This is a genomic window from Streptomyces sp. NPDC025833, from assembly GCF_055558055.1.
Window position 1 is genome coordinate 162332 of the sequence record NZ_JBVHNF010000003.1, and the last position, 24075, is coordinate 186406.

The 24075-nt window shown below is 73.4% G+C and carries 21 protein-coding genes; 18 read left to right on the forward strand and 3 right to left on the reverse strand.

Annotated elements, in window-relative coordinates; all coding sequences use genetic code 11:
• Positions 1-471: 471 nt before the first annotated feature.
• Positions 472-1050, reverse strand: coding sequence for a TetR/AcrR family transcriptional regulator (locus ACZ4K2_RS05830; protein ID WP_467474154.1), 579 nt, complete (start codon positions 1048-1050; stop codon positions 472-474).
• A 90-nt stretch (positions 1051-1140) separates the two neighbouring features.
• Between ACZ4K2_RS05830 and ACZ4K2_RS05835 the strand changes: the two genes are divergently transcribed.
• The 12 genes from ACZ4K2_RS05835 to ACZ4K2_RS05890 all read left to right on the forward strand — a co-directional run bounded on the left by ACZ4K2_RS05835 (position 1141) and on the right by ACZ4K2_RS05890 (position 11628).
• Positions 1141-1512 (forward strand): DUF4267 domain-containing protein, encoded by a 372-nt coding sequence (locus ACZ4K2_RS05835; protein ID WP_467474155.1) that lies wholly within the window; start codon positions 1141-1143, stop codon positions 1510-1512.
• Between the two features lie 68 nt (positions 1513-1580).
• Entirely contained in the window at positions 1581-2075 is a 495-nt protein-coding gene (locus tag ACZ4K2_RS05840) for a cupin domain-containing protein (protein WP_467474157.1), read from the forward strand.
• A gap of 126 nt (positions 2076-2201) precedes the next feature.
• Positions 2202-2498, forward strand: coding sequence for an Asp-tRNA(Asn)/Glu-tRNA(Gln) amidotransferase subunit GatC (gatC, locus tag ACZ4K2_RS05845; protein ID WP_006130840.1), 297 nt, complete (start codon positions 2202-2204; stop codon positions 2496-2498).
• A gap of 5 nt (positions 2499-2503) precedes the next feature.
• Complete coding sequence (gene gatA / locus ACZ4K2_RS05850) at positions 2504-4003, forward strand: Asp-tRNA(Asn)/Glu-tRNA(Gln) amidotransferase subunit GatA (protein ID WP_467474159.1); 1500 nt, start codon at positions 2504-2506, stop codon at positions 4001-4003.
• The gene (locus ACZ4K2_RS05855) at positions 4000-4239 is read left to right on the forward strand and encodes a hypothetical protein (protein ID WP_467474160.1); all 240 of its coding nucleotides are present in this window, start codon (positions 4000-4002) and stop codon (positions 4237-4239) included. Before gatA ends, ACZ4K2_RS05855 begins: the two co-directional genes overlap by 4 nt.
• A gap of 16 nt (positions 4240-4255) precedes the next feature.
• Positions 4256-5770, forward strand: coding sequence for an Asp-tRNA(Asn)/Glu-tRNA(Gln) amidotransferase subunit GatB (gene gatB, locus ACZ4K2_RS05860; protein WP_467474162.1), 1515 nt, complete (start codon positions 4256-4258; stop codon positions 5768-5770).
• 264 nt (positions 5771-6034) lie between these two features.
• Positions 6035-6325 (forward strand): hypothetical protein, encoded by a 291-nt coding sequence (locus ACZ4K2_RS05865; RefSeq protein WP_467474647.1) that lies wholly within the window; start codon positions 6035-6037, stop codon positions 6323-6325.
• Between the two features lie 94 nt (positions 6326-6419).
• Entirely contained in the window at positions 6420-6992 is a 573-nt protein-coding gene (locus tag ACZ4K2_RS05870; protein ID WP_467474164.1) for a GNAT family N-acetyltransferase, read from the forward strand.
• A gap of 54 nt (positions 6993-7046) precedes the next feature.
• A complete protein-coding gene (locus ACZ4K2_RS05875; protein ID WP_467474166.1) occupies positions 7047-7748 on the forward strand; it encodes a hypothetical protein in 702 nt (233 codons plus the stop codon).
• Between the two features lie 196 nt (positions 7749-7944).
• Complete coding sequence (locus tag ACZ4K2_RS05880; RefSeq protein WP_467474167.1) at positions 7945-8136, forward strand: hypothetical protein; 192 nt, start codon at positions 7945-7947, stop codon at positions 8134-8136.
• Positions 8137-8348: 212 nt separating this feature from the next.
• Positions 8349-11393: a helix-turn-helix transcriptional regulator gene (locus ACZ4K2_RS05885; RefSeq protein ID WP_467474168.1), complete on the forward strand. Its 3045-nt coding sequence runs from the start codon at positions 8349-8351 to the stop codon at positions 11391-11393.
• A 37-nt stretch (positions 11394-11430) separates the two neighbouring features.
• On the forward strand, positions 11431-11628 hold the full coding sequence (locus tag ACZ4K2_RS05890; protein ID WP_467474170.1) for a DUF6191 domain-containing protein: 198 nt from the start codon (positions 11431-11433) through the stop codon (positions 11626-11628).
• A gap of 152 nt (positions 11629-11780) precedes the next feature.
• Here ACZ4K2_RS05890 and ACZ4K2_RS05895 read toward each other — a convergent pair whose 3' ends face one another.
• Both ACZ4K2_RS05895 and ACZ4K2_RS05900 read right to left on the reverse strand, forming a co-directional pair.
• Positions 11781-12941: a PQQ-dependent sugar dehydrogenase gene (locus ACZ4K2_RS05895; RefSeq protein WP_467474171.1), complete on the reverse strand. Its 1161-nt coding sequence runs from the start codon at positions 12939-12941 to the stop codon at positions 11781-11783.
• Between the two features lie 98 nt (positions 12942-13039).
• Positions 13040-14038 carry an aldo/keto reductase gene (locus tag ACZ4K2_RS05900; protein WP_467474649.1) on the reverse strand — a complete coding sequence of 333 codons (999 nt, stop codon included), beginning with the start codon at positions 14036-14038 and terminating at the stop codon, positions 13040-13042.
• A gap of 75 nt (positions 14039-14113) precedes the next feature.
• Here ACZ4K2_RS05900 and ACZ4K2_RS05905 point away from each other — a divergent pair, with 75 nt between their 5' ends.
• From ACZ4K2_RS05905 to serA, 6 genes are all read left to right on the forward strand, one after another.
• Positions 14114-15091: a 2-hydroxyacid dehydrogenase gene (locus ACZ4K2_RS05905; protein WP_467474173.1), complete on the forward strand. Its 978-nt coding sequence runs from the start codon at positions 14114-14116 to the stop codon at positions 15089-15091.
• Between the two features lie 381 nt (positions 15092-15472).
• Positions 15473-18487, forward strand: coding sequence for a putative bifunctional diguanylate cyclase/phosphodiesterase (locus ACZ4K2_RS05910; RefSeq protein ID WP_467474174.1), 3015 nt, complete (start codon positions 15473-15475; stop codon positions 18485-18487).
• Positions 18488-18731: 244 nt separating this feature from the next.
• Positions 18732-20582, forward strand: a complete 1851-nt coding sequence (locus tag ACZ4K2_RS05915; protein ID WP_467474176.1) for an acetolactate synthase large subunit — start codon at positions 18732-18734, stop codon at positions 20580-20582.
• Between the two features lie 30 nt (positions 20583-20612).
• Entirely contained in the window at positions 20613-21137 is a 525-nt protein-coding gene (ilvN, locus tag ACZ4K2_RS05920; RefSeq protein ID WP_467474177.1) for an acetolactate synthase small subunit, read from the forward strand.
• 115 nt (positions 21138-21252) lie between these two features.
• Positions 21253-22251, forward strand: coding sequence for a ketol-acid reductoisomerase (gene ilvC, locus ACZ4K2_RS05925; protein WP_467474178.1), 999 nt, complete (start codon positions 21253-21255; stop codon positions 22249-22251).
• Between the two features lie 227 nt (positions 22252-22478).
• Positions 22479-24068, forward strand: a complete 1590-nt coding sequence (gene serA, locus ACZ4K2_RS05930; RefSeq protein WP_467474179.1) for a phosphoglycerate dehydrogenase — start codon at positions 22479-22481, stop codon at positions 24066-24068.
• The last annotated feature ends 7 nt before the right edge of the window (positions 24069-24075 follow it).

Below are 24075 nucleotides of genomic sequence, written 5' to 3' on the forward strand. Positions count from 1 at the left end.
GCTGCTGGTCGCCGGGCAGTCCTCCGATGTGTTCGCGGTGGCGGTTCCGCGTCGATGGGTTCGGGGTGGCTGTGCCTGTGTGGCGGGGCGGCCCGCGTATCGTGCCCGCGTCCGCGTGCCGGGCTGCTGGTCGCCGGGCAGTCCTCCGATGTGTTCGCGGTGGCGGTTCCGCGTCGATGGGTTCGGGGTGGCTGTGCCTGTGTGGCGGGGCGGCCCGCGCATCGTCCCCGCGCTCGCGTGCCGGGCTGCCGGCCGCCGGACCGTCTCTCCGTCGGCCCGCACGGCCGGGCCGAGTGATGCCCCGCCGCCTCGGACGGTGGTACCCCGCGCCGACGGCGCCGCGCCGAGGCCCGGACGCTGACGGCTGTGGGCCGACGGGCCCGGGGCCGGCCGCTCCCGCACGGTCAGGCCGCCTGCGCCCTGCTCCGCCGCACCCCCGGGCATCCCGCTCGGCCGCACCCCGTGTCGTTCTCAGCGGCCCGAGAAGTGGTCGATCAGCAGGGTGAGCCGTCGTTCGTGGGCCTCCTGCCAGAGCCGTCCGCTCCGCGTCAGCGACACCAGGCCGTGCAGCCCCGCCCAGAACGTCTCCGTGAGCGGACCGGGCTCCTCGTCCGGGCGCGCGAGCGGCTCCACCACGGCCAGCAGTTCGCCGAACGCCTCCCGCAGCGGGGCCGGTGCCTCCGCCGTGGCGAACGGCAGGCCCACCGGACGGGTGAACATCGCGTCGTACAGGGCGGGCCGGCGCCGCGCGAAGGAGGTGTACGCCCGCGCCGCCGCCGTCAGCGCCTCCCGCGTCCCCCGTGCCGCCGCGCGCGCCCGGCGCAGCTCCGCCGCCAGGTCGGCGCAGCCCCGCACCGCGACCGCCGCGATGATCGCGTCCTTGTTCGCGAAGTGGCCGTAGAGGACCGGCTGGCTGTACTCGATCTCGGCGGCCAGCCGCCGGGTGGTCACCGCGTCCCAGCCCTCGGCCTCCGCCAGCTCCCGTGCGGCCGAGACGATCAGCCGCTCGCGCTCCGCCCGTTCGCGCTCCCGGCGCCGTTGGATCGACATGACCAGGATTCTAGCAATGCTAGCCAACCTGTCGACGCTCTGCTAACTTCGCTCTCACATCTAGCGCTGCTAGGAAATGAGGAGAGAGGCGTGACCGTCACCGCGTACACCCTGGCCGTCGTGCTCGACCTGTTCTGCCTGTTCCTCGGCTACCGCTTCTGGTTCCGGCCCGGCCCCGCGGCGGCCGGGTACGGCGTCCCGGCCGACCCACGCGGCGACGCCCGCGCCTACCTGTCGGTCAAGGGGCTCAAGGACGGCACCTTCGGCCTGCTGGGGCTCGTCCTGCTCGCCTTCGCCGGTGCCCGCGCGGAGGCCTGGTTCATGCTCTGCGTGGCACTCGTCCCCCTCGTCGACACGCTGATAGTCCTGCGGAACGGCGGCCCGGGGGCGGTCGCCTTCGGGATCCACCTCGCCACCGCGGCCGTCGTGCTGATCGGCGCCGGACTGCTGTTCGCGGTCTGACACCCACCCACGGAAATTCACCCGCAGGGCCCCACTCGCAGGGCCCCACCCGCAGGGGGAGAGACACCATGTCGTTGTTCGTGCCCAGGTTCGACGAGACCGTGCTGGTGCGGGACGCCGAGGCGGAGGTCCTCGGCGGCACCCCGGTCGGCGTGCGGCTGCTGGCCGACAGCAGTGCCGGCGGCGGCGCGCTGTCCACCGTCCGGGTCACCCTGGCCGAGGGCGCCGACGGAGCGCGCCCGCACGTCCACCACCACTCGGCCGAGATGTTCTACCTGCTCGACGGCGAGGCCGAGATCCTCTCCGGCGACGACGTGGTCACCGCCGAGCGCGGCGATCTGGTCATCGTCCCACCCGACCGGCCGCACGCCTTCGCCGCCGCCCCGGGCAGCACCGCGGACCTGCTCGTCGTCATCGCCCCGGGCGTCGAGCGCTTCGAGTACTTCCGCCACCTCCAGCGCATCCGCCTGGGCGAGGCCGCCCCGGAGAGCCTGCTGGAGGTCCAGGAGCGGTACGACAACCACTTCCTGCCGAGCGCCGCGTGGGACGGCCGCCACCGGTGAGCCGGCGGTGCGCCGACGCCGGGCCACCGGTGAGAGCGGTGCCCGGGGAAACCGTTTCACGGGCACCGGTGCCCGCCCCATAGGATTGGCCCCAAACCACACACACTCACCCCAGAGGATCGCTGCATGCCTGGCATCACGCGCGAGGAGGTCGCCCACCTCGCCCGGCTGGCGCGTCTGGAGCTGAAGCCCGAAGAACTCGACCACTTCGCGGGACAGCTCGACGACATCATCGGCGCGGTGGCCCGCGTCAGCGAGGTCGCCGACCAAGACGTACCGCCGACCTCGCACCCGCTCCCGCTGACGAACGTCATGCGGGCGGACGAGGTCCGTCCCTCGCTCACCCCCGAGCAGGCGCTCTCCGGCGCCCCGGCCCAGGAGCAGCAGCGTTTCAAGGTGCCGCAGATCCTGGGGGAGGAGTGACCGCCATGACGGACAGCAACATCATCAAGCTCACGGCCGCGCAGACCGCCGAGAAGATCGCCGCCGGCGAACTCACGGCCGTCGAGGTCACCGAGGCCCACCTCGCCCGCATCGAGGCCGTCGACGAGAAGGTGCACGCCTTCCTGCACGTCGACCGCGAGGGCGCCCTCGCCCAGGCCCGCGCCGTGGACGAGAAGCGGGCGCGCGGCGAGAAGCTCGGCCCGCTGGCCGGCGTCCCGCTCGCGCTCAAGGACATCTTCACCACCGAGGGCGTGCCCACGACCGTCGGCTCGAAGATCCTGGAGGGCTGGATCCCGCCGTACGACGCGACGGTCACCAAGCGGCTGAAGGCCGCCGACGTCGTCATCCTCGGCAAGACCAACATGGACGAGTTCGCCATGGGGTCCTCCACCGAGAACAGCGCCTACGGCCCGACCGGCAACCCCTGGGACCTCACCAGGATCCCCGGCGGCTCCGGCGGCGGCTCCTCCGCCGCGCTCGCCGCGTACGAGGCCCCGCTCGCCATCGGCACCGACACCGGCGGCTCCATCCGCCAGCCGGCCGCCGTCACCGGCACGGTCGGCGTGAAGCCGACCTACGGCGCGGTCTCCCGCTACGGCATGGTCGCCTTCTCCTCCTCCCTCGACCAGGGCGGCCCCTGCGCCCGCACGGTCCTGGACGCGGCCCTGCTGCACGAGGTGATCGCCGGCCACGACCCGCTGGACTCGACCTCCATCGACGCCCCGGTCCCGCCGGTCGTCGAGGCCGCCCGCAACGGCTCGGTAGCCGGCATGCGCGTCGGCGTGGTCAAGCAGTTCCGCGGCGAGGGCTACCAGGCCGGTGTCATCCAGCGCTTCGACGAGTCGGTCGAGCTGCTCAGGGAGCTGGGCGCCGAGATCGTCGAGCTGGACTGCCCGTCCTTCGACCTCGCCCTGTCGGCGTACTACCTGATCGCGCCGTCCGAGTGCTCCTCCAACCTCGCCCGCTTCGACGGCCTGCGCTACGGCCGGCGGATCGGCGACGACGGCGGCCACTCCGCCGAGGAGGTCACCTCCCTCACCCGCGAGGCCGGGTTCGGGCCCGAGGTCAAGCGCCGCATCATGCTCGGCACGTACGCCCTGTCGAGCGGCTACTACGACGCGTACTACGGCTCCGCCCAGAAGGTCCGCACGCTCATCACGCGGGACTTCGAGAAGGCCTTCGAGCAGGTCGACGTGATCGTCTCCCCGACGACGCCGACCACCGCCTTCGCGATCGGCGAGCGCGCCGACGACCCGATGGCGATGTACCTCGCGGACCTGTGCACGATCCCGACCAACCTGGCGGGCAACGCGGCCATGTCGCTGCCCTGCGGCCTGGCCCCGGAGGACAACCTCCCGGTGGGCCTGCAGATCATCGCCCCGGCGATGCAGGACGACCGGCTGTACAAGGTGGGCGCCGCCGTCGAGGCCGCCTTCGTGGAAAAGTGGGGTCACCCGCTGCTGGAGGAGGCACCGTCGCTGTGAGCGCACTGACCAAGGCCAAGGGCTTCAAGAAGTCCAAGTCCGGTACGTACCTGTCCATGGCCGCCACCGCGTTCGGCGCGGTCGGCGCCGCGAAGCAGATCAAGAAGGCCCGCGCGGAGAACGACACGCTGCGGCTCGTCGACGCCGTCGTCACCGCCGCAGGCATCGCCACCGGCCTCGCCATCCTCTACCGCGAGCTGAAGCGGCTGGGCGACGACGACGTCCTGCTGGGCTGAGAGGGAAGTTTTCACCGTGACCACCACGACCGACCTGGTGTCGTACGAGGACGCGCTGGCGTCGTACGACCCCGTCATGGGCCTCGAGGTCCATGTCGAACTCGGCACCAGGACCAAGATGTTCTGCGGCTGCTCGACGACCCTCGGCGCCGACGCCAACTCGCAGACCTGCCCCACCTGCCTCGGCCTGCCCGGCGCGCTCCCGGTCGTCAACGCGACCGGCGTCGAGTCCGCGATCAAGATCGGTCTCGCGCTGAACTGCGAGATCGCCGAGTGGTGCCGCTTCGCCCGGAAGAACTACTTCTATCCGGACATGCCGAAGAACTTCCAGACCTCCCAGTACGACGAGCCCATCGCCTTCGACGGCTACCTCGACGTGCAGCTTGAGGACGGGGAGTCCTTCCGCGTGGAGATCGAGCGCGCCCACATGGAGGAGGACACCGGCAAGTCGACGCACGTCGGCGGCGCCACCGGCCGCATCCACGGCGCGTCCCACTCCCTGCTGGACTACAACCGGGCCGGCATCCCGCTGATCGAGATCGTCACCAAGCCGATCGTGGGCGCCGGCGAGCGGGCCCCCGAGGTGGCGAAGGCGTACGTCCGCGAGCTGCGCGAGCTCATCCGGGCCCTCGGCGTATCCGACGCCCGCATGGAGATGGGCCAGATGCGCTGCGACGTGAACCTGTCGCTGATGCCCAAGGGCGCCGAGAAGTTCGGCACGCGCTCCGAGACGAAGAACGTCAACTCGCTGCGCTCGGTGGAGCGTGCGGCCCGCTTCGAGATCCAGCGGCACGCGGCCGTGCTGTCCTCGGGCGGCACGATCATCCAGGAGACCCGCCACTTCCACGAGGACACCGGGTCCACCACCTCGGGCCGGGTGAAGGAGGAGGCCGAGGACTACCGGTACTTCCCGGAGCCCGACCTGGTCCCCGTCGCCCCCTCGCGCGAGTGGGTCGAGGAGATCCGCGCGGCGCTGCCCGAGCTGCCGCTGGCCCGCCGCACCCGGCTGCTGGCCGAGTGGGGCATCTCGGCCACCGACATGCAGGCGATCCTCAACGCCGGCGCGCTGGACCCGATCGTCGCCACGATCGACGCCGGTGCCGACGCGGCCTCCGCCCGCAAGTGGTGGATGGGCGAACTGGCCCGCAGCGCCAACGAGTCCGGCACCTCGCTGGACGAGCTGGCGATCACGCCGCAGCAGGTGGCCCGGGTTACCGAGCTCGTCGCGAAGGGCGACCTGAACGACAAGCTGGCCCGTCAGGTCATCGAGGGCGTCCTCGCGGGCGAGGGCACCCCGGACGAGGTCGTCGACAAGCGCGGTCTCAAGGTCGTCTCCGACGACTCCGCGCTCGGTACGGCGGTCGACGAGGCCATCGCCGGCAACCCGGCCATCGCGGACAAGATCCGCGGCGGCAAGGTGGCCGCGGCCGGCGCCCTGGTCGGCGCCGTCATGAAGGCCACCCGCGGCCAGGCCGACGCGGCCCGCGTGAAGGAGCTGATCCTTCAGCGGCTGGGCGTCGAGGAGGGCTGAGCCCGCACCGCGCCGTACGGCCCCGGAGGCACGCCTCCGGGGCCGTACGCGTGCCCGCCCGCCCCGGGTGGGGGTGGGCGCGCCGGCCCGGCGGGCACCTGGGTACGCTCGCCCGCCATGAGCATGCGCACCGACTCCGGCGCCGGGCCCGTGACGGCCGCGGCCGCCGGGTACCCCCACGGCACCGCCCGCCCCGCGGACGGCGGACGGCCCGGACGGCCCGAACCAGCCACCGGCATCGACGGGGCGGGTGAGACCGGTGGGATCGGTGAGTCCCTCGAGAGTGCTGAGGCCGGTGAGGAGTACATCGAGGACGCCCGGCGGGCCCGCTGGACCGCCGCCGGCACCGGCGCGCTGCTGACGCTGGCCGGGCTGGCCGCCGCGCTGCTCCGGGCCGCCGGCCCCGCCCCGGCGCCGGTGCCCGCCGCCTACGCCCTGGGGGCCGCCGGGTGCGCGCTCGCGGCGGTGCTCGGGTGGCGGGGCCGTACCCGCAGGGCCCTGTGGCTGCTGGTCGCCGGCACGATGGTCATGGCCCTCGGGGACCAGTTCGACTGACCCGCCGCCGCGTGTCCCGGGGCCGGACCGCGTGTGAGAGGCTCGGCCGGGTCCTGCGGGAGCCGGGGGACGGACTGCGGAGGGAAGCGGCACGATGTACGCGAGACCACTGGGCGACGACGGCGCCGAACTGCGGCCCCTGGAGGTGTGGCACGCCGAGGAACTCCTCGCCGGCATCGACCGCGGGCGGGAGTTCATCGGCCGGCACATCGGCCTGCCGGACGTGATGCCCGATGTCGACGGTGCCCGTGCCTGGCTGAAGTCGTACGCCGACAAGCGCGGCGCCGACGCGGGCGGCGTGCACGGGATCTGGCTGGACGGCAGGCTCGTCGGCGGGGTGCTGTTCCGGGTCTGGGACACCGCGAGCGGGGTCTGCGAGGCGGGCTGCTGGCTGGAGCCCGCGGCGGCCGGCCGCGGGCTGGTCACGCGCGGCATGCGGGTGCTGCTCGACTGGGCCTTCGAGGAGCGCGGCATGCACCGGGTGGAGTGGTACGCGTCCTCCGCCAACGAGCCGAGCCTCGATGTCGCCCGGCGCCTGGGCATGACCCGCGAGGGCGTGCTCCGCGAGAACTACCCGCACCGGGGGGTGCGCACCTCCACCGAGATCTGGGCGCTGCTCGCGCCCGAGTGGCGGGCGGCACGCGCGCGTGACACGCACGAGGGCTGAGCGCCCGGCCGATCATTAAGGGGCCTCTCAGAGAGCGTCCGTACGGTGCCGGGCATGGCAACGAACACGACGGAAGGCGCCACGGCCGGCACCGGGGCGCGCAAGGACGACGAGACGACGACGGCGGCCGGGACCGCCGGTGAGGCGGGAACCGCAGGGGCCGGGGGACCGGACACCGGGAACACCGGGGACGGCGCGGACACGGAGCGCGCCCGGCACGGCGAGGCGGGTGGCCCGGACCACGCCGACGGGACGGCCGGCACCGAGGACACGGCCGACGCCGAAGACACGGTCGACACCGAAGACACCGACGGCACGGACGCCGCCGGGGCCGAGTCGGCGGATGCCGGGGCCGGGGCGCCCTCCGGGGTCGGCCAGGGCGCCGGCGCCGTGGTCTCCGCCGCGCTGGGCCTCGTCTCGCTCAGCGGGGGCTGGATCGGCACCGTCGCCGCCGCCCGCGAACAGCTCGTGGGCCAGCTCCGTACCTCCACCACCGCGGGCGTCGCCCAGCAGATCGAGGCGGTCTACGGCAACGCCTGGCACACCACCGCGCTGTGGGCGGGCCTGTTCGCGCTGGCCGCGCTGGTCACCGGCGCGGTCGTGCTGGCCCGGCCCGCGTTCGGGGCGCCCGGCCGGCCGCAGGCCCCCTGGATCAAGTCGGTCGCCTGGGCGGGCGTCTCGCTCGGCGCCGTCGGGCTGCTGCTGGCCGTCCTGAAGTACTCCGACGTACTGCTCGGACTGCCCTCGGCCGGCTGAGAACCCGCTGCTCACGGGGGCCTTAGGGAATCCGCACCCGCCCAGGGGACGGTCTAAGGCCCCTTACGCGCGCGCGTACGGCCCGCCGGGCGCGCGAAGATGCGGAACTCTCCCGATGTGGCGGACCCCTTGCCGGACGAGAGTGGAGGCATCGCAGAACGCGACGCACCACACCGCCCGAACCGAAGGAACCGCCATGCACGAGATGGAACTGCTCCGGATCCGTTCCGCCGAACTGCGCCGCACGGCCCAGCAGGAGCGCCTGGCCCGCGAGGTCGTCCGCTCCCGCCGCGCCGCCCGCAGCGCCCCGACCGCCGGCGACGGGGCCCCGGCCGCCGAGTCGCATACCGACCGGCCCCGCCGGCTCCGGCTGCCGCGCGCCGCGTGACCACGGGTGCGGGGAGCGGCCGCACGGGGGTCGGGCGCTCGCTGCCGCAGGACCGCAGGGCCCTCCCGGGGAGCCGTGCGGTCCTGCCGCCCGTGCGCACGGCACCGACGGCGGTGCCGGCCCCGGCACCACCGCCGCAACCGAGCCCGGCCGGTACGACCATCACACGGGGCCTGTGGAAAACCGGTGCCGGGCCCTCCCCGCCTCGTGCGATGCTCGGGCCTGTGGAGACCAGGTCCGTCAGTCCCGTGTTCATCGGCCGCGCCGCCGAGTTGGCCACGCTGAGCGACGCGCTCGGCCGCGCCGCGGCGGCCGAGCCGCAGGCGCTGCTGCTCGGCGGCGAGGCGGGCGTGGGCAAGACCCGCCTGGTGGAGGAGTTCGGCACGGCCGCCGCCGGCCGTGCCGCCGTCGTCGCCGTCGGCGGCTGCGTCGAGATCGGCGCCGACGGGCTGCCGTTCGCCCCCTTCTCCACCGCGCTGCGCGCCCTGCGCGACGCCCTGCCCGAGGAGTTCGCCGACGCGGCGGCCGGCCAGGAGGAGGAACTGGCGCGGCTGCTGCCCGACCTCGGCGAGGCCGCCGGGGGCCGCCCCGACGAGCAGGGCACGGCCCGCCTGTTCGAACTCACCGCCCGGCTGCTGGAGCGGGTCGCCGCCGCACGGACCGTCGTACTCGTCCTGGAGGACCTGCACTGGGCCGACGCCTCCACGCGCCACCTCCTCGCCTACCTCTTCCGCACCCTGCGCGCCGGCCGCCTCCTCGTCCTGGCCACCTACCGCTCCGACGACATCCACCGCCGCCATCCGCTGCGCCCGCTGCTCGCCGAACTGGACCGGCTGCGCACCGTCCGCCGCATCGAACTCGCCCGCTTCACCCGCGAGGAGGCCGGCCGCCAGATCGCCGGCATCCTCGCCGCCGAACCCGACCCGGCCCAGGTCGACGAGATCTACGAACGCTCCGACGGCAACGCCTTCTTCATCGAGGAACTCGCCGTCGCCGGCTGCCAGGGCAACCGCACCGGCCTCACCGACTCCCTGCGCGACCTGCTCCTCGTCCGGGTCGAGGCGCTGCCCGAGAGCGCCCAGCGGGTCGCCCGGATCGTCGCCGAGGGCGGCTCCACGGTGGAGTACCGGCTGATCGCCGCCGTGGCGCGGATCCCCGAGGACGACCTCATCGAGGCGCTGCGCGCCGCCGTCGGCGCCGGCATCCTCACCGCGACCCGGACCGGCGACGGCTACCGCTTCCGGCACTCCCTGGTCCGCGAGGCCGTCGCCGACGACCTGCTGCCCGGCGAGCGCTCCCGGCTCAACCGCCGCTGCGCCGAGGCGCTGGAGGCCGACCCGTCGCTCGTCCCCGCCGACGCCCGGGTGATGCGCCTGGCCAGCTTCTGGTACCACGCGCACGACACCGCGAAGGCGCTGCCCGCCGTCCTGGCCGCCTCGGTCGTCGCCCGCCGCCGGCACGCCTACACCGAGCAACTGGGCCTGCTGGAGCGCGCGATGGAGCTGTGGGACAGCGCACCGGAGGAGGTGCGCTCGGCCCTGCGCCCGGTCGACTACGTGGAGGTCTACCCGCCGTGCGGCTGCGATCCGGCCACCACCCCGCTGCGCTATCTCGACCTGATGGCGGAGGCCGCCGTGGCGGGCCGCTTCGGCGGTGAACGGGAACGGGCGCTGAAAATCATCAAGCGGGCCCTGCGCCTGCTGGAGGACGAGCACGACCCGCTGCGGGCCGCCTGGTTCTGGGTGCAGCGCTCCCGGCTGGTCCAGGCGCAGGCCCGCGGCGACGGCTGGCGCGAACTGGGCACCGCCCAGGACCTGGTGCGCGGTCTGCCGCCGTCCGAGGTGCACGCCGAGGTGCTGGCGGTCGCCGCCACCTGGTCGATGCAGCACTGTCCCGGCCCCGAGGCCCTCGCCGCGGCCGAACGGGCCGTGGAGTACGCGTGCATGGTGGGCGCCCGCGAGACCGAACTGCACGCCCTGCTCACCCTCGGCGGCCTGACGGTGGAGGCCGGCGACCCGGAGTCGGGCCTCGCGCGGATGCGGCAGGTCCTGCGGGACACCCTCGCCGAGAACGTGCACCCCGTCGCGGGCCGCGCCTACGTGAACCTGCCGGCCGCGCTGTGCGGCGTCGGCCGGGACCGGGAGGCCGTCCCGCTGCTGCGCGAGGGCATCGAGTTCTGCCGCGGGTACGGGCTGCTGGACTCCGGTGCCTGGGCCTGGGGCAACCTCTCCGACGCGCTGTACTCGCTCGGCCGGTGGGAGGAGGCCGCCGAGGCCGCCGCGCACGCGACCCGCGTCGGCCACGGCGCCAAGCCCCGGGCCGCGGGCGCCCTGCGCCTGGCCCACCTCGCCCTGGCCCGCGGCGACCTCGCCGAGTCCGGCCGGCAACTGGCCGCCGCCCGCTCCTGGTACGGCGCCCACGACCCGAGACCCCAGCAGTCCCTGCCGCTCGCCCGCATCGCCCTCGGAGTCGCCGCGGCCGAGGGCCGGATCGCCGACGCCCGCGCGGTGCTGCTGCCGGAGCTGGACGCCGGGTTCCCGCCCGGCACCCACCGCTACGGATGGCCGCTGCTGCTGGCCGCCGCCACCGCCGAGGCCGACGCCCGCGCCCTGCCCGCCGCCCGGGCCGGCCGCGCCGAGATCCTCGACCGGGTCACGGCGGCCGCCCGCACCCTCACCACGGGCGTCCCCCTCTGGACGGCCTACGGCCGGTGGACCGAGGCCGAACTGCTGCGCGCGGCGGGCCGGGACACCGTCGAGACCTGGGCCCCGGTCGTCGCCGACTTCGAGTGCCTCGACCGCCCCTACGACCTCGCCCGGGTCCGCCACCGCCTCGCCGGGGCACTGCTGGCCGAGGGCGGCGACGACGAGCGGGACCGCGCGGCGGAACTGCTCCGGCTGGCCGCGGCGGTCGCCGCCCACCTGGACGCCCGCCCCCTCGGCGACGCCGTCGCCCGGCTGGTCCAGCGTGCCCGCCTCGCCCCGGCCGGGGCACCGGGGCGGGCCGCGGCCCCCGCCGACCCGGCCGGGGTGCTCGGGCTCACCAGCCGCGAGCGGGACGTCCTCGGCCTGGTCGCGGCCGGCCGCACCAACCGCCAGATAGCCGAGGAGCTGTTCATCTCCCCGAAGACCGCGAGCGTCCACGTCTCCAACATCCTGGGCAAGCTCGGTGTCTCGGGCCGGGGCGAGGCGGCGGCGGTGGCCCACCGGCTGGGGCTCTTCATGGCCGGGACGCTCGCTGCCGAAACGCCGGGCTGAGACCTACGCTGGAGGAAACCGGCGACAAGGGGGAGCCGTGTTCAACGTCTTCGAGGAACTGTTCTCGCCCGGGCGCCAGCACACCCGGGACGAGCAGAACCGGCTGGAACTGACCCGTGAGGACGTCGGCGACGGCGACCCCGGCCGCGGTCCCATCGACCTGGCGTCGGGCAAGGCGGTGATCCGCCGCACGGAAGGACCGCCCGGCGAGGACCGGCCCGCGCCGGAACGGTGACGCGCCGGCGGTGCCGGGCCGCGCCCGGCCGACGAAGCGCCGGAACGATGACGCGCCCGAACGGTGACGTCCCGGCGGTGCGGGACCGGTCCCGGCCGGTGACGTGCCGGAACCGTGAGGTGTGACGGCCCGGCGGTGCCGGGCCGCGCCGCTCAGCGCACCCGGACCTCCAGGATCCGGTCGTCGCCCCGGCCCGGCTCCCCGCGGCCGTCGGTGTTGCTCGTGACCAGCCACAGCCTGTCGCCACCGGCCGGCAGCACGGTGCGCAGCCGGCCGTACGCGTCGGTGAGGAACGCCTGCGGGGCCGCGGCCGCCTCCGTGCCGCGCAGCGGGACCCGCCACAGCCGCCGGCCCTTCAGGGCCGCCATCCAGATGACGCCGTCCACGTAGGCGATGCCGCTCGGCGAGGCCTCGGCTGTGTGCCACTGGACGAGCGGGTCGTGGAAGCGGGCGCCGGAGGACCTGCCCTCGGCCTCGGGCCAGCCGTAGTCGTCACCGGGCTTGATCGCGTTCAGCTCGTCCCAGGTGTCCTGCCCGAACTCCGAGGCGAACAGCCGCTGCCGGTCGTCCCAGGCCAGGCCCTGGACGTTGCGGTGGCCGTAGGAGTACACGGGGGAGTCGGGGAAGGGGTTGCCCGGCGCCGGCTCGCCCTCCGGGGTCAGCCGCAGGATCTTGCCGCCCAGCGACGCCCGGTCCTGCGCCAGACCCCGCCGCCCGCTCTCGCCGGTGCCCGCGTAGAGCATCCCGTCCGGACCGAACGCGATCCGGCCGCCGTTGTGGATGACACCCTTGGGGATGCCCTTGAACACCGTGTCCGGGGCGCCCAGTTGCTCACCGGCCGGTTTCCGCTCGTCGTACCGCATGCGGACGATGCGGTTGTCCGAGGCCGAGGTGAAGTAGGCGTAGACCATGTGGTCCGAGGCGTAGTCGGGGGAGAGGGCGATGCCCAGCAGTCCGCCCTCGCCGTCCGGGGACACCCCGGAGACCGTGCCCAGCTCGGTCTTCCTCCCGGTCCCCACGTCGATCCGGGTGATCGTCGCCTCGTCCCGGGAGGAGACCAGCAGACCGCCGCCGGGCAGCGCGGCCAGTCCCCACGGCGACTTCAGGCCCTCGGCCACCGTGCGCACCACCCGCGCCGACCCCTCGGCCGGCGCCGCCGACTCCGTGGCGGCGGGCGCGGAGGAGGCCGCCCCGGAGGAGGCGGAGGCGGGCAGCCGGCCCGGGAAGTCCCCGCCGCCGGAGGAGCACCCGGCCGTCAGCAGCAGGGCGGTCGCGGCCAGCACGGCCGGTACAGCTCGATGTCGCACGCTCATGGCCCCTCCGAGGCGGTGGTCCGACGGCACCCTCTCCCTCTCATACTCCCCGGCCGCCCCGGGGGTTCCCTCCCGGGGCGGCCGGCGGCGCCGGAGGCTCAGTCCCACGAGCCCTGGGCCGCCGGCAGCCGCGCCACCTCCGCCAGGTCCCGCGCGGTCAGCCGCAGCCCGGCCGCCGCCGCGTTCTGCGCGGCCCACCGCTCCCGCTTCGTGCCCGGCAGCGCGATCACCTGCCGGCCCTGCGCCAGCACCCACGCCAGGGCCACCTGGGCCGGGGTCACGTCGTCGCCGTGCCGGCGGGCGATCCGCCGCAGTCCCGCGACGATCGGCTGGTTGGCCGCCATCATCTCGGCGGTGAACCGGGGGTGCCGGGCCCGCAGGTCGTCCGGTTCGAAGCCCTCGCCCGGCGTCAGCGTGCCGGTCAGGAACCCGTTGCCCAGCGGCATCGCCGCCAGGAAGCCCACCCCGCGCGCCTCGCACCACGGCAGCAGCCCCCGCAGCGCCTCCGGGGACCACACCGACAGCTCCGCCTCCACCGCGCTCACCGGGAACACCTGCTGCACCCGCTGCAACTGGCGCAGTGTCGTGTCGTGCGGCCCGCCGCGCGAACGGCGCCCGGCGCGCGCCCCCACCGCGCACAGCCCCAGCGCCCGCACCTTCCCGGCCCGCACCAGATCGGCCATCGCCCCCCACGTCTCCTCGACGGGCACCTCCGGGTCGGCCCGGTGCAACTGGTACAGGTCGATCACGTCGGTCTGGAGCCGGCGCAGCGAGGCGTCGCAGGCCCGCCGCACATAGCCGGGCCGGCCGTTGGCCACGACGTGCTGCTCGCCCACCAGCAGCCCCACCTTCGTGGACACGAAGGCGTCCCGGCGCCGGTCCCTGAGCGCCCGGCCCAGCAGCAGCTCGTTGGTGAACGGGCCGTACATGTCCGCGGTGTCCAGGAGGTCGCAGCCCAGGTCCAGCGCCCGGTGCACGGTCCTGAGCGACTCGTCGCCACGCCGCCGCGATCCGCTGTACGCCCAGCTCATCGGCATGCATCCGAGTCCGACGGCCCCCACCGCGAGTCCCCCCGCGCCGATCGTCCTGCGCTCCACCTGCTCGTGAACCTCCCTCTGCCCGGCCACCAACCTAACCTCTGCGCCCGTACGCCCCTGACATAGCCTCCTCGCATGAGCAAAGACGTCTGGCTTCCCCTTCCGCCCGAGGAGATCGACGGGCTGCCCGCCGGGCTCCGGTACCTGTTCTGGGACGGCGGAGACAACGGTGACCAGCCGTTTCCCGGCGACCCCGCGGACTGCGCCGTGTACGTGGTGCCGTACATGAAGCGGCTGTCGGTCCGGGTGGGGCCGCTGGAGCACCTGACCGGCGTCCGGGTCGTCCAGACGCTCACCGCCGGGGTGGACGACATCACCGCGCGGCTGTCGGCGCTCCCGCCCGGCGTACGGCTCTGCAACGCACGCGGCGTGCACGAGACGAGCACGGCCGAACTGGCGCTCACCCTGACCCTCGCCGCGCTGCGCGGCATCCCCGGCTTCGTCCGCGCCCAGCGGGAGGAGCGCTGGACGGGCGGCTTCCACCCGTCCCTGGCCGACAAGAACGTCCTGATCGTCGGCTACGGGCCCATCGGCGCCGCCGTCGAGGACCGGCTCGTGCCGTTCGAGGTCGCGCGGGTGGCGCGCATCGCGCGCTCCGGGCGCACCACGGCGCGCGGCCCCGTGCACCCGGTCACCGACGTGCTCTCACTGCTTCCGGACGCGGACGTCGTGATCCTCTGCACGCCGCTCACCGAGGAGACCCGGGGCCTCGTCGACGCCGGCTTCCTCGCCCGGATGAAGGACGGGGCGCTGCTGGTGAACGTCGCGCGCGGGCCCGTGGTCGACACCGGGGCGCTCCTCGCCGAGCTGGAACGGGGCCGGATCACCGCCGCGCTGGACGTCACGGACCCGGAACCACTGCCCCCGGGCCACCCCCTGTGGCAGGCGCCCGGCGTGCTGATCAGCCCGCACGTCGGCGGCCCCTCCTCGGCCTTCCTGCCGCGCGCCAGGCGGCTGCTCGCCGACCAGCTCACCCGGTTCGCCGCCGGGGAACCCCTGCGGAACGTGATCATCACCACCGGATCCGGACCGACGGGGGAAAAGGGGCGGTAGCCCGCTTCCGGCACCCTCCGCAATCTTTCGGACGCGTCCCGTGCGCACATAACCGCTGGTGGTCACGGAGAGTAGAGAAGCTATGTCCCTGAGTGACGATCCTGGTGTATCGTCCCGACAGGGGCAGCGCCGCGGACCATCGGCGCCGGGGACGGACATCTCAGATCTGTGAGGGGGGCGACGGGCGATGTACGGCCTATGGACGAACGATCCGACGCGGCGGAGCCGCCGGCGACGACCCTGGAGCACGACCGCGCACCGACGCGGTCAGCACACCGGCCACCACAGTCACCACCGGCGAGAGAACGCCGGCCGCCGCGGGAACCACCCGGCGCAGCGGGACCGCCGGGCCCCGGGAGCGGCGCGGAACGGGAGGCCCCGGTGACTGCGCCGCCCTCCGTGACGACCGCCCTCGACGACGCGGTGCGCGCACCGCACCCGCGGCAGCTGCCGCCCCGCCGCCGGCCGGCCGGCGGGGACGGCAGGCGCCTGATGGAGCAGCTCATCCTCGCCCTGGTCTGCGCGGCCTACGCCGTCGGAGCCGCGTTCGACTGGGGTACGGACGGAGTCGCGCTCCTCATGGGCGACTTCGGTCTGAGCGCGGCGGCGGGCACCGCCGCGGTCTCCTGTTTCCTGTACGCCCGCAAGCGGCGCGTGCGCTTCCGTTCGGCGTGGCTGCTGTTCGCCCTCTCCTCGGCCATGGCCGCCCTGGGCAACGCGGTCTGGGGCTGGTACGAGGTCGTCCTGGGCCGCACGGTGCCCAGCCCGGGCTACGCCGACCTGTTCTTCCTGTGCTTCGCGCCGCCCGCCATCGTGGGTCTGCTGGTGCTCGCCAAGCGGCCGGTGACCCGGGCGGGCTGGATCTGCCTCGGGCTGGACGCCTGGCTGATCGGCGGCTCGCTGCTGACCCTGTCGTGGAGCCTGGCGCTCGCGCAGGCGGCCCGGTTCGACGGGTCGAGCGTGGCGCACGCCGCGCTGTCGCTGGCGTACCCGCTGCTCGACATCGCCCTCGTCAGCATGGTCCTCGCCCTGCACTTCCGCCGGGCCCCGGGCAACCGCACCGCGGTGAACACCGCGATCGGCGCGCTCGCGCTGACCGTGATGTGCGACGCCCTGTTCACCTCACCGCTGCTGCACAGCAACTACCGCTCCGGGCAACTGCTGGACGCGGGCTGGTTCGCCGGTTCGCTGCTGCTCGCCTACGCCCCCTGGGCCGCGCCCCGGCGCCGGGGCGCGGCGGGGGCACGCGCGGTCCAGGGGCGCACGCGCGTGGTCCACGAGCACGTGCCGGGCCAGCGCGGCACGGGCCACCACGCGCCGCTGCCCGCGCCGGCGGGCGAGCCCGCCCGCTACCCGGCCGGCCGCCCGCTCACCGGCTCCCTCGCCGCCCTCACGCCGTACCTCGCGGCGGCCGTGTGCACCCTGGGCATCCTGTACAGCGTCCTCAACGGCCGCAGACCCGACCACGTCGTGCTGATCACCGCGGGCGCCGTGGTGCTGGCCCTCGTCATCCGGCAGGGCATCATGCTGCTGGACAACATCACCCTCACCCAGGAACTGGCCCAGAAGGAGAACCACTTCCGCTCCCTGGTGCAGGGGTCCAGCGACGTCATCATGATCGCCGCGCCGAACGGCATCCTGCGGTACGTCTCCCCGGCCGCGGCGGGGGTGTACGGCCGGTCCGCCGAGGACCTGGTCGGCACCGAGCTGGCCTGCCTCATCCACCCGGAGGACCTGGGCTGCGTGGTGCACGAGGTGCGCCGCTTCCTCGCCGCCAGCCCCCTGGAGGAGCCCACCACCCGCATCGAGTGCCGGTTCCGCTCCGGCGACGGCGGCTGGCTCAACGTCGAGTCGACCGTCAACCGGCACCACGGCGGGCTCATCTTCAACAGCAGGGACGTGACGGAGCGGGTGCGCCTGCAGGCCCAGCTCCAGCACAACGCCGAACACGACCCGCTGACCGACCTGCCCAACCGCGCGCTGTTCACCCGGCGCGTGCAGCAGGCCCTGTCCGGCCGCCGGGCCACCGACCGGGGGACCGCGCTGCGCGGCACGGCCGTGCTCTTCATCGACCTGGACGGCTTCAAGGCCGTCAACGACACGATCGGGCACCAGGCCGGGGACGAGCTGCTCGTCCAGGCCGCCCGCAGGCTCCAGGACGCCGTCCGGCAGGGGGACACCGCGTCCCGGCTCGGCGGCGACGAGTTCGCCGCCCTGATCGTCGGGGACGGCACCCGGGACCGCATCGCCCGGGAGCGCAACATCCTGGAGCTCGCCGACCGCCTCCGGGGGACCCTGTCGCAGCCGTACGCCATCGACGGCAACGACGTCCGGGTCAACGCCTCCATCGGCGTCGCCTTCGCCGAGCCGGGCCTGGGCGCGGGCGAACTGCTGCGCAACGCCGACCTGGCGATGTACCGCGCGAAGGCGGCCGGAAAGGGCCGCGTCGAGCTGTACCGGCCGCAGATGCAGCAGGACGTCGTCCGCAAGGCGGAGCTGGCGACCCGCCTGCGGGCCGCGCTGCACGACGGCGAGTTCACCCTGCTGCACCAGCCCGTGGTGGGCCTGCAGAACGGCCGGATCACGGCCGTCTCCGCGCAGGCGCGCTGGCGCTCCTCCCAGGGGGTGCTGTTCACCCCGGCCGAGTTCCTGCGGGTGGCCGAGGGCGGCGACAAGACCGCGGAACTGGACCGCTGGATCCTCCAGGAGGCCGTCGAGCAGGCGGCCGAGCGGGCCGCGACCGGGGTCGTCGTGCCGGTGGCGGTCCGGATGAGCGCCGGGCGGCTGCTGGACCGCTCGCTGCCGCTGGGCTCGGTGGAGGCGCTGCTGACCCGGCACGGGCTGCCGCCCGGGGCACTGATCATCGAGCTGTCCGAGACCAGTCCGCGGATTCCCCTGGACGAGCTGGAGCGGCGGCTTTCGGTGCTCAGCCGGCTCGGGGTGCGGATCGCCCTGGACGGCTTCGGCAGCGGCTACGCGGCCATCACGGCCCTGCGGCGGCTGCCCGTGGACATCCTCAAGCTCGACCGCGGGCTGGTCGAGGGCGTGGTCGAGTCCGCGCGGCTGCACAAGATCACCAGTGGTCTGCTGCGGATCGCCGGCGATCTCGGGCTCCAGTCGGTGGCGGAGGGCGTCGACCTGCCCGAGCAGGCGGTCGCGCTGCGCGCGATGGGCTGCACCCACGGGCAGGGGCTGGCGTTCGCCGGAGCGCTGGACGAATACCGGCTGCGCCGAGCGCTCGGTTCCGGCCACTACCCGGTGCCGCACGCCCCGGAACCGGCGTTCGCCGGCAGTGTGCGAGAGCCGAAGGGGGTGTACACAGGGGGTGTCCCCGCCGTTCTCGGAGGCGGCAGTACCCTTCGCTCACATGCTGAGACTCCCGTCCCACCCACTTGACACGTGGTGCGTGCCGGGGGGAGGGTCAGTGCCATGCGCACCCGAATTCTCGTACTTGGAAAGCGCGTCGGCTGAGCTGGGAACCACCGGAGGACGATCCGGAATCCCCAGCGACCTATCCGGCGCGCTCCCCTCGCTTGCCTTCCGGCACGAGGGGTTTTTTGTTGCACGAGTGCCTCTCGTGCGGCACGTGAACTCCGTACAAACCTCGCTAAAAACCCTCAGCATCGAGAAGAGAATGCCGATGACCGAGCAGGCCACCGGGGCCCACCATCCGCAGCCGCGGCCCCGTTCCGGAGGACAGCAGTCCGCCCCCGTCGAGCACGTCACGGGTGCGAAGTCCCTCATCCGCTCCCTCGAGGAGGTCGGTGTGGACACGGTGTTCGGCATTCCCGGCGGCACGATCCTCCCGGCGTACGACCCGCTGATGGACTCCACCCGGGTGCGGCACGTCCTGGTCCGGCACGAGCAGGGCGCCGGCCACGCGGCCACCGGCTACGCGCAGGCCACGGGCAAGGTCGGCGTCTGCATGGCGACGAGCGGTCCCGGCGCCACCAACCTGGTCACCCCGATCGCCGACGCCAACATGGACTCCGTCCCGCTGGTCGCGATCACCGGGCAGGTGGTGTCCTCCGCGATCGGCACGGACGCCTTCCAGGAGGCGGACATCGTCGGCATCACCATGCCGATCACCAAGCACAGCTTCCTGGTCACCAAGGGCGAGGACATCCCGCGGGTGATCGCGGAGGCGTTCCACATCGCCTCGACGGGCCGCCCCGGGCCGGTCCTGGTCGACATCCCCAAGGACATCCTCCAGAAGAAGACCACCTTCTCCTGGCCGCCCGTCCTGGACCTGCCCGGCTACCGCCCGGTGACCAAGCCGCACGCCAAGCAGATCCGCGAGGCCGCCAAGCTGATCACCGCCGCCCGCCGGCCCGTCCTCTACGTCGGCGGCGGCGTCCTCAAGGCGCAGGCCACCGCCGAGCTGAAGGTCCTCGCCGAACTCACCGGAGCGCCCGTCACCACCACCCTGATGGCGCTCGGCGCGTTCCCCGACAGCCACCCGCTGCACGTGGGGATGCCGGGCATGCACGGTGCGGTCACCGCCGTCACCGCGCTGCAGAAGGCCGACCTGATCGTCGCCCTCGGAGCCCGCTTCGACGACCGCGTCACCGGCAAGCTGGACAGCTTCGCCCCGTACGCCAAGATCGTCCACGCCGACATCGACCCGGCCGAGATCGGCAAGAACCGCGCCGCGGACGTGCCGATCGTCGGCGACGCCCGCGAGGTCATCGCCGACCTGGTGCAGGCCGTGCAGAAGGAGCACAGCGAGGGCCACAAGGGCGACTACACCGCCTGGTGGAGCGACCTGAACCGGTGGCGCGAGACCTACCCGCTCGGCTACGACCAGCCCGAGGACGGCTCGCTCTCGCCGCAGCAGGTCATCGAGCGGATCGGGCAGCTCGCCCCCGAGGGCACGATCTTCGCGGCGGGCGTCGGCCAGCACCAGATGTGGTCCGCGCACTTCATCCAGTACGAGCAGCCCGCCACCTGGCTGAACTCCGGCGGCGCCGGGACGATGGGCTACGCGGTCCCGGCCGCGATGGGCGCCAAGGCCGGCGCGCCGCAGCAGACGGTCTGGGCGATCGACGGCGACGGCTGCTTCCAGATGACCAACCAGGAACTGACCACCTGCGCCCTGAACAACATCCCGATCAAGGTCGCCATTATCAACAACGGCGCCCTCGGGATGGTCCGCCAGTGGCAGACCCTGTTCTACAACCAGCGCTACTCCAACACCGTGCTGCACAGCGGTCCGGACGACGTCAACCCGGACGCCAAGGGCACGCGCGTGCCGGACTTCGTGAAGCTGTCCGAGGCGATGGGCTGCGTGGGCCTGCGCTGCGAGCGCCCGGAGGACCTGGACAAGGTCATCGCCGAGGCCAACGCCATCAACGACCGCCCGGTCGTCGTCGACTTCATCGTCCACGAGGACGCGATGGTCTGGCCGATGGTCGCCGCCGGCACCTCCAACGACGAGATCATGGCCGCACGGGACGTCCGCCCCGACTTCGGCGACAACGACGACGACTGACCTGCGACCGGCAAGGAAGAGCAGAACACCATGTCCAAGCACACGCTCTCCGTCCTGGTGGAGAACACGCCGGGCATCCTCGCCCGGATCGCCGCCCTGTTCTCCCGGCGCGGCTTCAACATCGACTCGCTCGCGGTCGGTGTCACCGAGCACCCCGACATCTCCCGCATCACCATCGTGGTGGGCGTGGAGGACCTGCCGCTGGAGCAGGTGACCAAGCAGCTCAACAAGCTCGTCAACGTGCTGAAGATCGTCGAGCTGGAGCCCGGCCAGGCCGTGCAGCGCGAACTCGTCCTGGTGAAGGTCCGCGCCGACAACGAGACCCGCTCCCAGATCGTCGAGATCGTCCAGCTCTTCCGCGCGAAGACGGTCGACGTCTCCCCGGACGCCGTCACCGTCGAGGCCACCGGGTCCCACGAGAAGCTGACGGCCATGCTCAAGATGCTGGAGCCGTTCGGCATCAAGGAGCTGGTGCAGTCCGGCACCATCGCGATCGGCCGCGGCGCCCGTTCGATCACGGACCGCTCGCTGCGCGCGCTCGACCGGTCGGCGTAAGACTGGGAACGGGCGGCCCGCGACCGGGCCGCCCGTATGCCGAGACCCCCGAACTTCCTTCCCGCCCGCCGTCATACGGTGGGTGCACCACCTGCACACAAGGAGAGAACCCAAAGTGGCCGAGCTGTTCTACGACGCCGACGCCGACCTGTCCATCATCCAGGGCCGCAAGGTCGCGGTCATCGGTTACGGCAGCCAGGGCCACGCCCACGCGCTGTCGCTGCGTGACTCGGGTGTCGACGTCCGTGTGGGTCTGCACGAGGGCTCCAAGTCCAAGGCCAAGGCCGAGGAGCAGGGCCTGCGCGTGGTGACCCCGGCCGAGGCCGCCGCCGAGGCCGACGTCATCATGATCCTGGTCCCGGACCCGATCCAGGCCCAGGTCTACGAGGAGTCCGTCAAGGACAACCTCAAGGACGGCGACGCGCTGTTCTTCGGCCACGGCCTGAACATCCGCTACGGCTTCATCAAGCCCCCGGCCGGCGTGGACGTCTGCATGGTCGCCCCGAAGGGCCCGGGCCACCTGGTGCGCCGTCAGTACGAGGAGGGCCGCGGCGTCCCGTGCATCGCCGCCGTGGAGCAGGACGCCTCCGGCAACGCCTTCGCGCTGGCCCTGTCGTACGCCAAGGGCATCGGCGGCACCCGCGCCGGCGTCATCAAGACCACCTTCACCGAGGAGACCGAGACCGACCTCTTCGGCGAGCAGGCGGTGCTGTGCGGTGGCACGGCCGCGTTGGTCAAGGCGGGCTTCGAGACGCTGACCGAGGCCGGTTACCAGCCGGAGATCGCCTACTTCGAGTGCCTGCACGAGCTGAAGCTGATCGTGGACCTCATGTACGAGGGCGGCCTGGAGAAGATGCGCTGGTCCATCTCCGAGACCGCCGAGTGGGGCGACTACGTCACCGGCCCGCGGATCATCACCGACGCCACCAAGGCCGAGATGAAGAAGATCCTCGCCGAGATCCAGGACGGCACCTTCGCCAAGAACTGGATGGACGAGTACCACGGCGGTCTGAAGAAGTACAACGAGTACAAGCAGCAGGACTCCGAGCACCTGCTGGAGACCACGGGCAAGCAGCTGCGGAAGCTGATGAGCTGGGTCGACGAGGAGGCGTGAGCCTCGCGACGGGGGCCGGGGCACACCGCTCCGGCCCCTGTTGTCCACCCCGTCCAGCCCCGGACGAGTGATCCTTCCGCGGAGGCGCAATGCGAACCGCGCCCCGCCACTAGACTGCTCCACAACACGCGTCAGGCCCACAGCGTCGTGCGTCTTCCGCGGCTAGCCCCCCTCCACCGCCTGCGGCCGTCGGGACGGCCGTCCGCATCGCACATGTGAGGACTCACGTGAGCTCGAAACCTGTCGTACTCATCGCTGAAGAGCTGTCGCCTGCCACCGTCGACGCACTCGGTCCGGACTTCGAGATCCGGCACTGCAACGGGGCGGACCGCTCCGAACTGCTCCCGGCCATCGCCGGCGTGGACGCGATCCTGATCCGCTCGGCCACCAAGGTCGACGCCGAGGCGGTCGCCGCCGCGAAGAAGCTCAAGGTCGTCGCGCGGGCCGGCGTAGGCCTGGACAACGTCGACGTCTCCGCCGCCACCAAGGCCGGCGTGATGGTCGTGAACGCCCCGACCTCCAACATCGTGACCGCCGCCGAGCTGGCGTGCGGTCTCCTCCTCGCCACCGCCCGCAACATCCCGCAGGCCAACGCCGCGCTGAAGAACGCCGAGTGGAAGCGCAGCAAGTACACGGGCGTCGAGCTGGCCGAGAAGACCCTCGGCGTCGTCGGCCTCGGCCGCATCGGCGCCCTGGTCGCCCAGCGGATGTCCGCCTTCGGCATGAAGGTCGTCGCCTACGACCCCTACGTGCAGCCCGCCCGGGCCGCGCAGATGGGCGTCAAGGTGCTGTCGCTGGACGAGCTGCTGGAGGTCTCCGACTTCATCACCGTCCACCTGCCCAAGACCCCCGAGACCCTCGGCCTGATCGGCGACGAGGCGCTGCGCAAGGTCAAGCCGAGCGTGCGCATCGTCAACGCGGCCCGCGGCGGCATCGTCGACGAGGCGGCGCTGTACGCGGCGCTGAAGGAGGGCCGCGTCGCCGGCGCCGGCCTCGACGTGTACGCCAAGGAGCCCTGCACCGACTCCCCGCTCTTCGAGCTGGACCAGGTCGTGTGCACCCCGCACCTGGGCGCGTCGACGGACGAGGCGCAGGAGAAGGCCGGTATCGCCGTCGCCAAGTCGGTGCGCCTCGCCCTCGCCGGCGAGCTGGTGCCGGACGCCGTCAACGTCCAGGGCGGCGTCATCGCCGAGGACGTCAAGCCGGGTCTGCCGCTCGCCGAGCGCCTCGGCCGGATCTTCACCGCGCTCGCCGGCGAGGTCGCGGTCCGCCTCGACGTCGAGGTCTACGGCGAGATCACCCAGCACGACGTGAAGGTGCTGGAGCTGTCCGCGCTCAAGGGCGTGTTCGAGGACGTCGTCGACGAGACGGTGTCGTACGTCAACGCGCCGCTGTTCGCCCAGGAGCGCGGGGTCGAGGTCCGGCTGACGACCAGCTCGGAGTCGGCCGACCACCGCAACGTGGTGACGGTGCGCGGCACGCTGGGCACCGGCGAGGAGGTGTCGGTCTCCGGCACGCTGGCCGGCCCGAAGCACGTGCAGAAGCTCGTCGCCGTCGGCGACTACGACGTGGACCTGGCCCTCGCCGACCACATGGTGGTGCTGCGCTACGAGGACCGTCCGGGCGTCGTCGGCACCGTCGGCCGCATCCTCGGCGAGGGCGGCCTCAACATCGCGGGCATGCAGGTCGCCCGTGCGGCGGCGGGCGGCGAGGCGCTGGCGGTGCTGACCGTCGACGACACCGTGGCCCCGAACGTGCTGGCCGAGGTCGCCGAGGAGATCGGCGCGACGTCCGCCCGCTCGGTGAACCTGGTCTGAGGTCCCG

What these genes read in the sequence shown, in the direction of transcription:
- ACZ4K2_RS05830 (WP_467474154.1), bottom strand. Translation starts at nt 1,050, where the DNA reads ATGTCGATCCAACGGCGCCGGGAGCGCGAACGGGCGGAGCGCGAGCGG.
- ACZ4K2_RS05840 (WP_467474157.1), top strand. Translation starts at nt 1,581, where the DNA reads ATGTCGTTGTTCGTGCCCAGGTTCGACGAGACCGTGCTGGTGCGGGAC.
- gatC (WP_006130840.1), top strand. Translation starts at nt 2,202, where the DNA reads ATGCCTGGCATCACGCGCGAGGAGGTCGCCCACCTCGCCCGGCTGGCG.
- gatA (WP_467474159.1), top strand. Translation starts at nt 2,504, where the DNA reads ATGACGGACAGCAACATCATCAAGCTCACGGCCGCGCAGACCGCCGAG.
- ACZ4K2_RS05870 (WP_467474164.1), top strand. Translation starts at nt 6,420, where the DNA reads ATGTACGCGAGACCACTGGGCGACGACGGCGCCGAACTGCGGCCCCTG.
- ACZ4K2_RS05875 (WP_467474166.1), top strand. Translation starts at nt 7,047, where the DNA reads ATGGCAACGAACACGACGGAAGGCGCCACGGCCGGCACCGGGGCGCGC.
- ACZ4K2_RS05880 (WP_467474167.1), top strand. Translation starts at nt 7,945, where the DNA reads ATGCACGAGATGGAACTGCTCCGGATCCGTTCCGCCGAACTGCGCCGC.
- ACZ4K2_RS05885 (WP_467474168.1), top strand. Translation starts at nt 8,349, where the DNA reads ATGCTCGGGCCTGTGGAGACCAGGTCCGTCAGTCCCGTGTTCATCGGC.
- ACZ4K2_RS05895 (WP_467474171.1), bottom strand. Translation starts at nt 12,941, where the DNA reads ATGAGCGTGCGACATCGAGCTGTACCGGCCGTGCTGGCCGCGACCGCC.
- ACZ4K2_RS05905 (WP_467474173.1), top strand. Translation starts at nt 14,114, where the DNA reads ATGAGCAAAGACGTCTGGCTTCCCCTTCCGCCCGAGGAGATCGACGGG.
- ACZ4K2_RS05915 (WP_467474176.1), top strand. Translation starts at nt 18,732, where the DNA reads ATGACCGAGCAGGCCACCGGGGCCCACCATCCGCAGCCGCGGCCCCGT.
- ilvN (WP_467474177.1), top strand. Translation starts at nt 20,613, where the DNA reads ATGTCCAAGCACACGCTCTCCGTCCTGGTGGAGAACACGCCGGGCATC.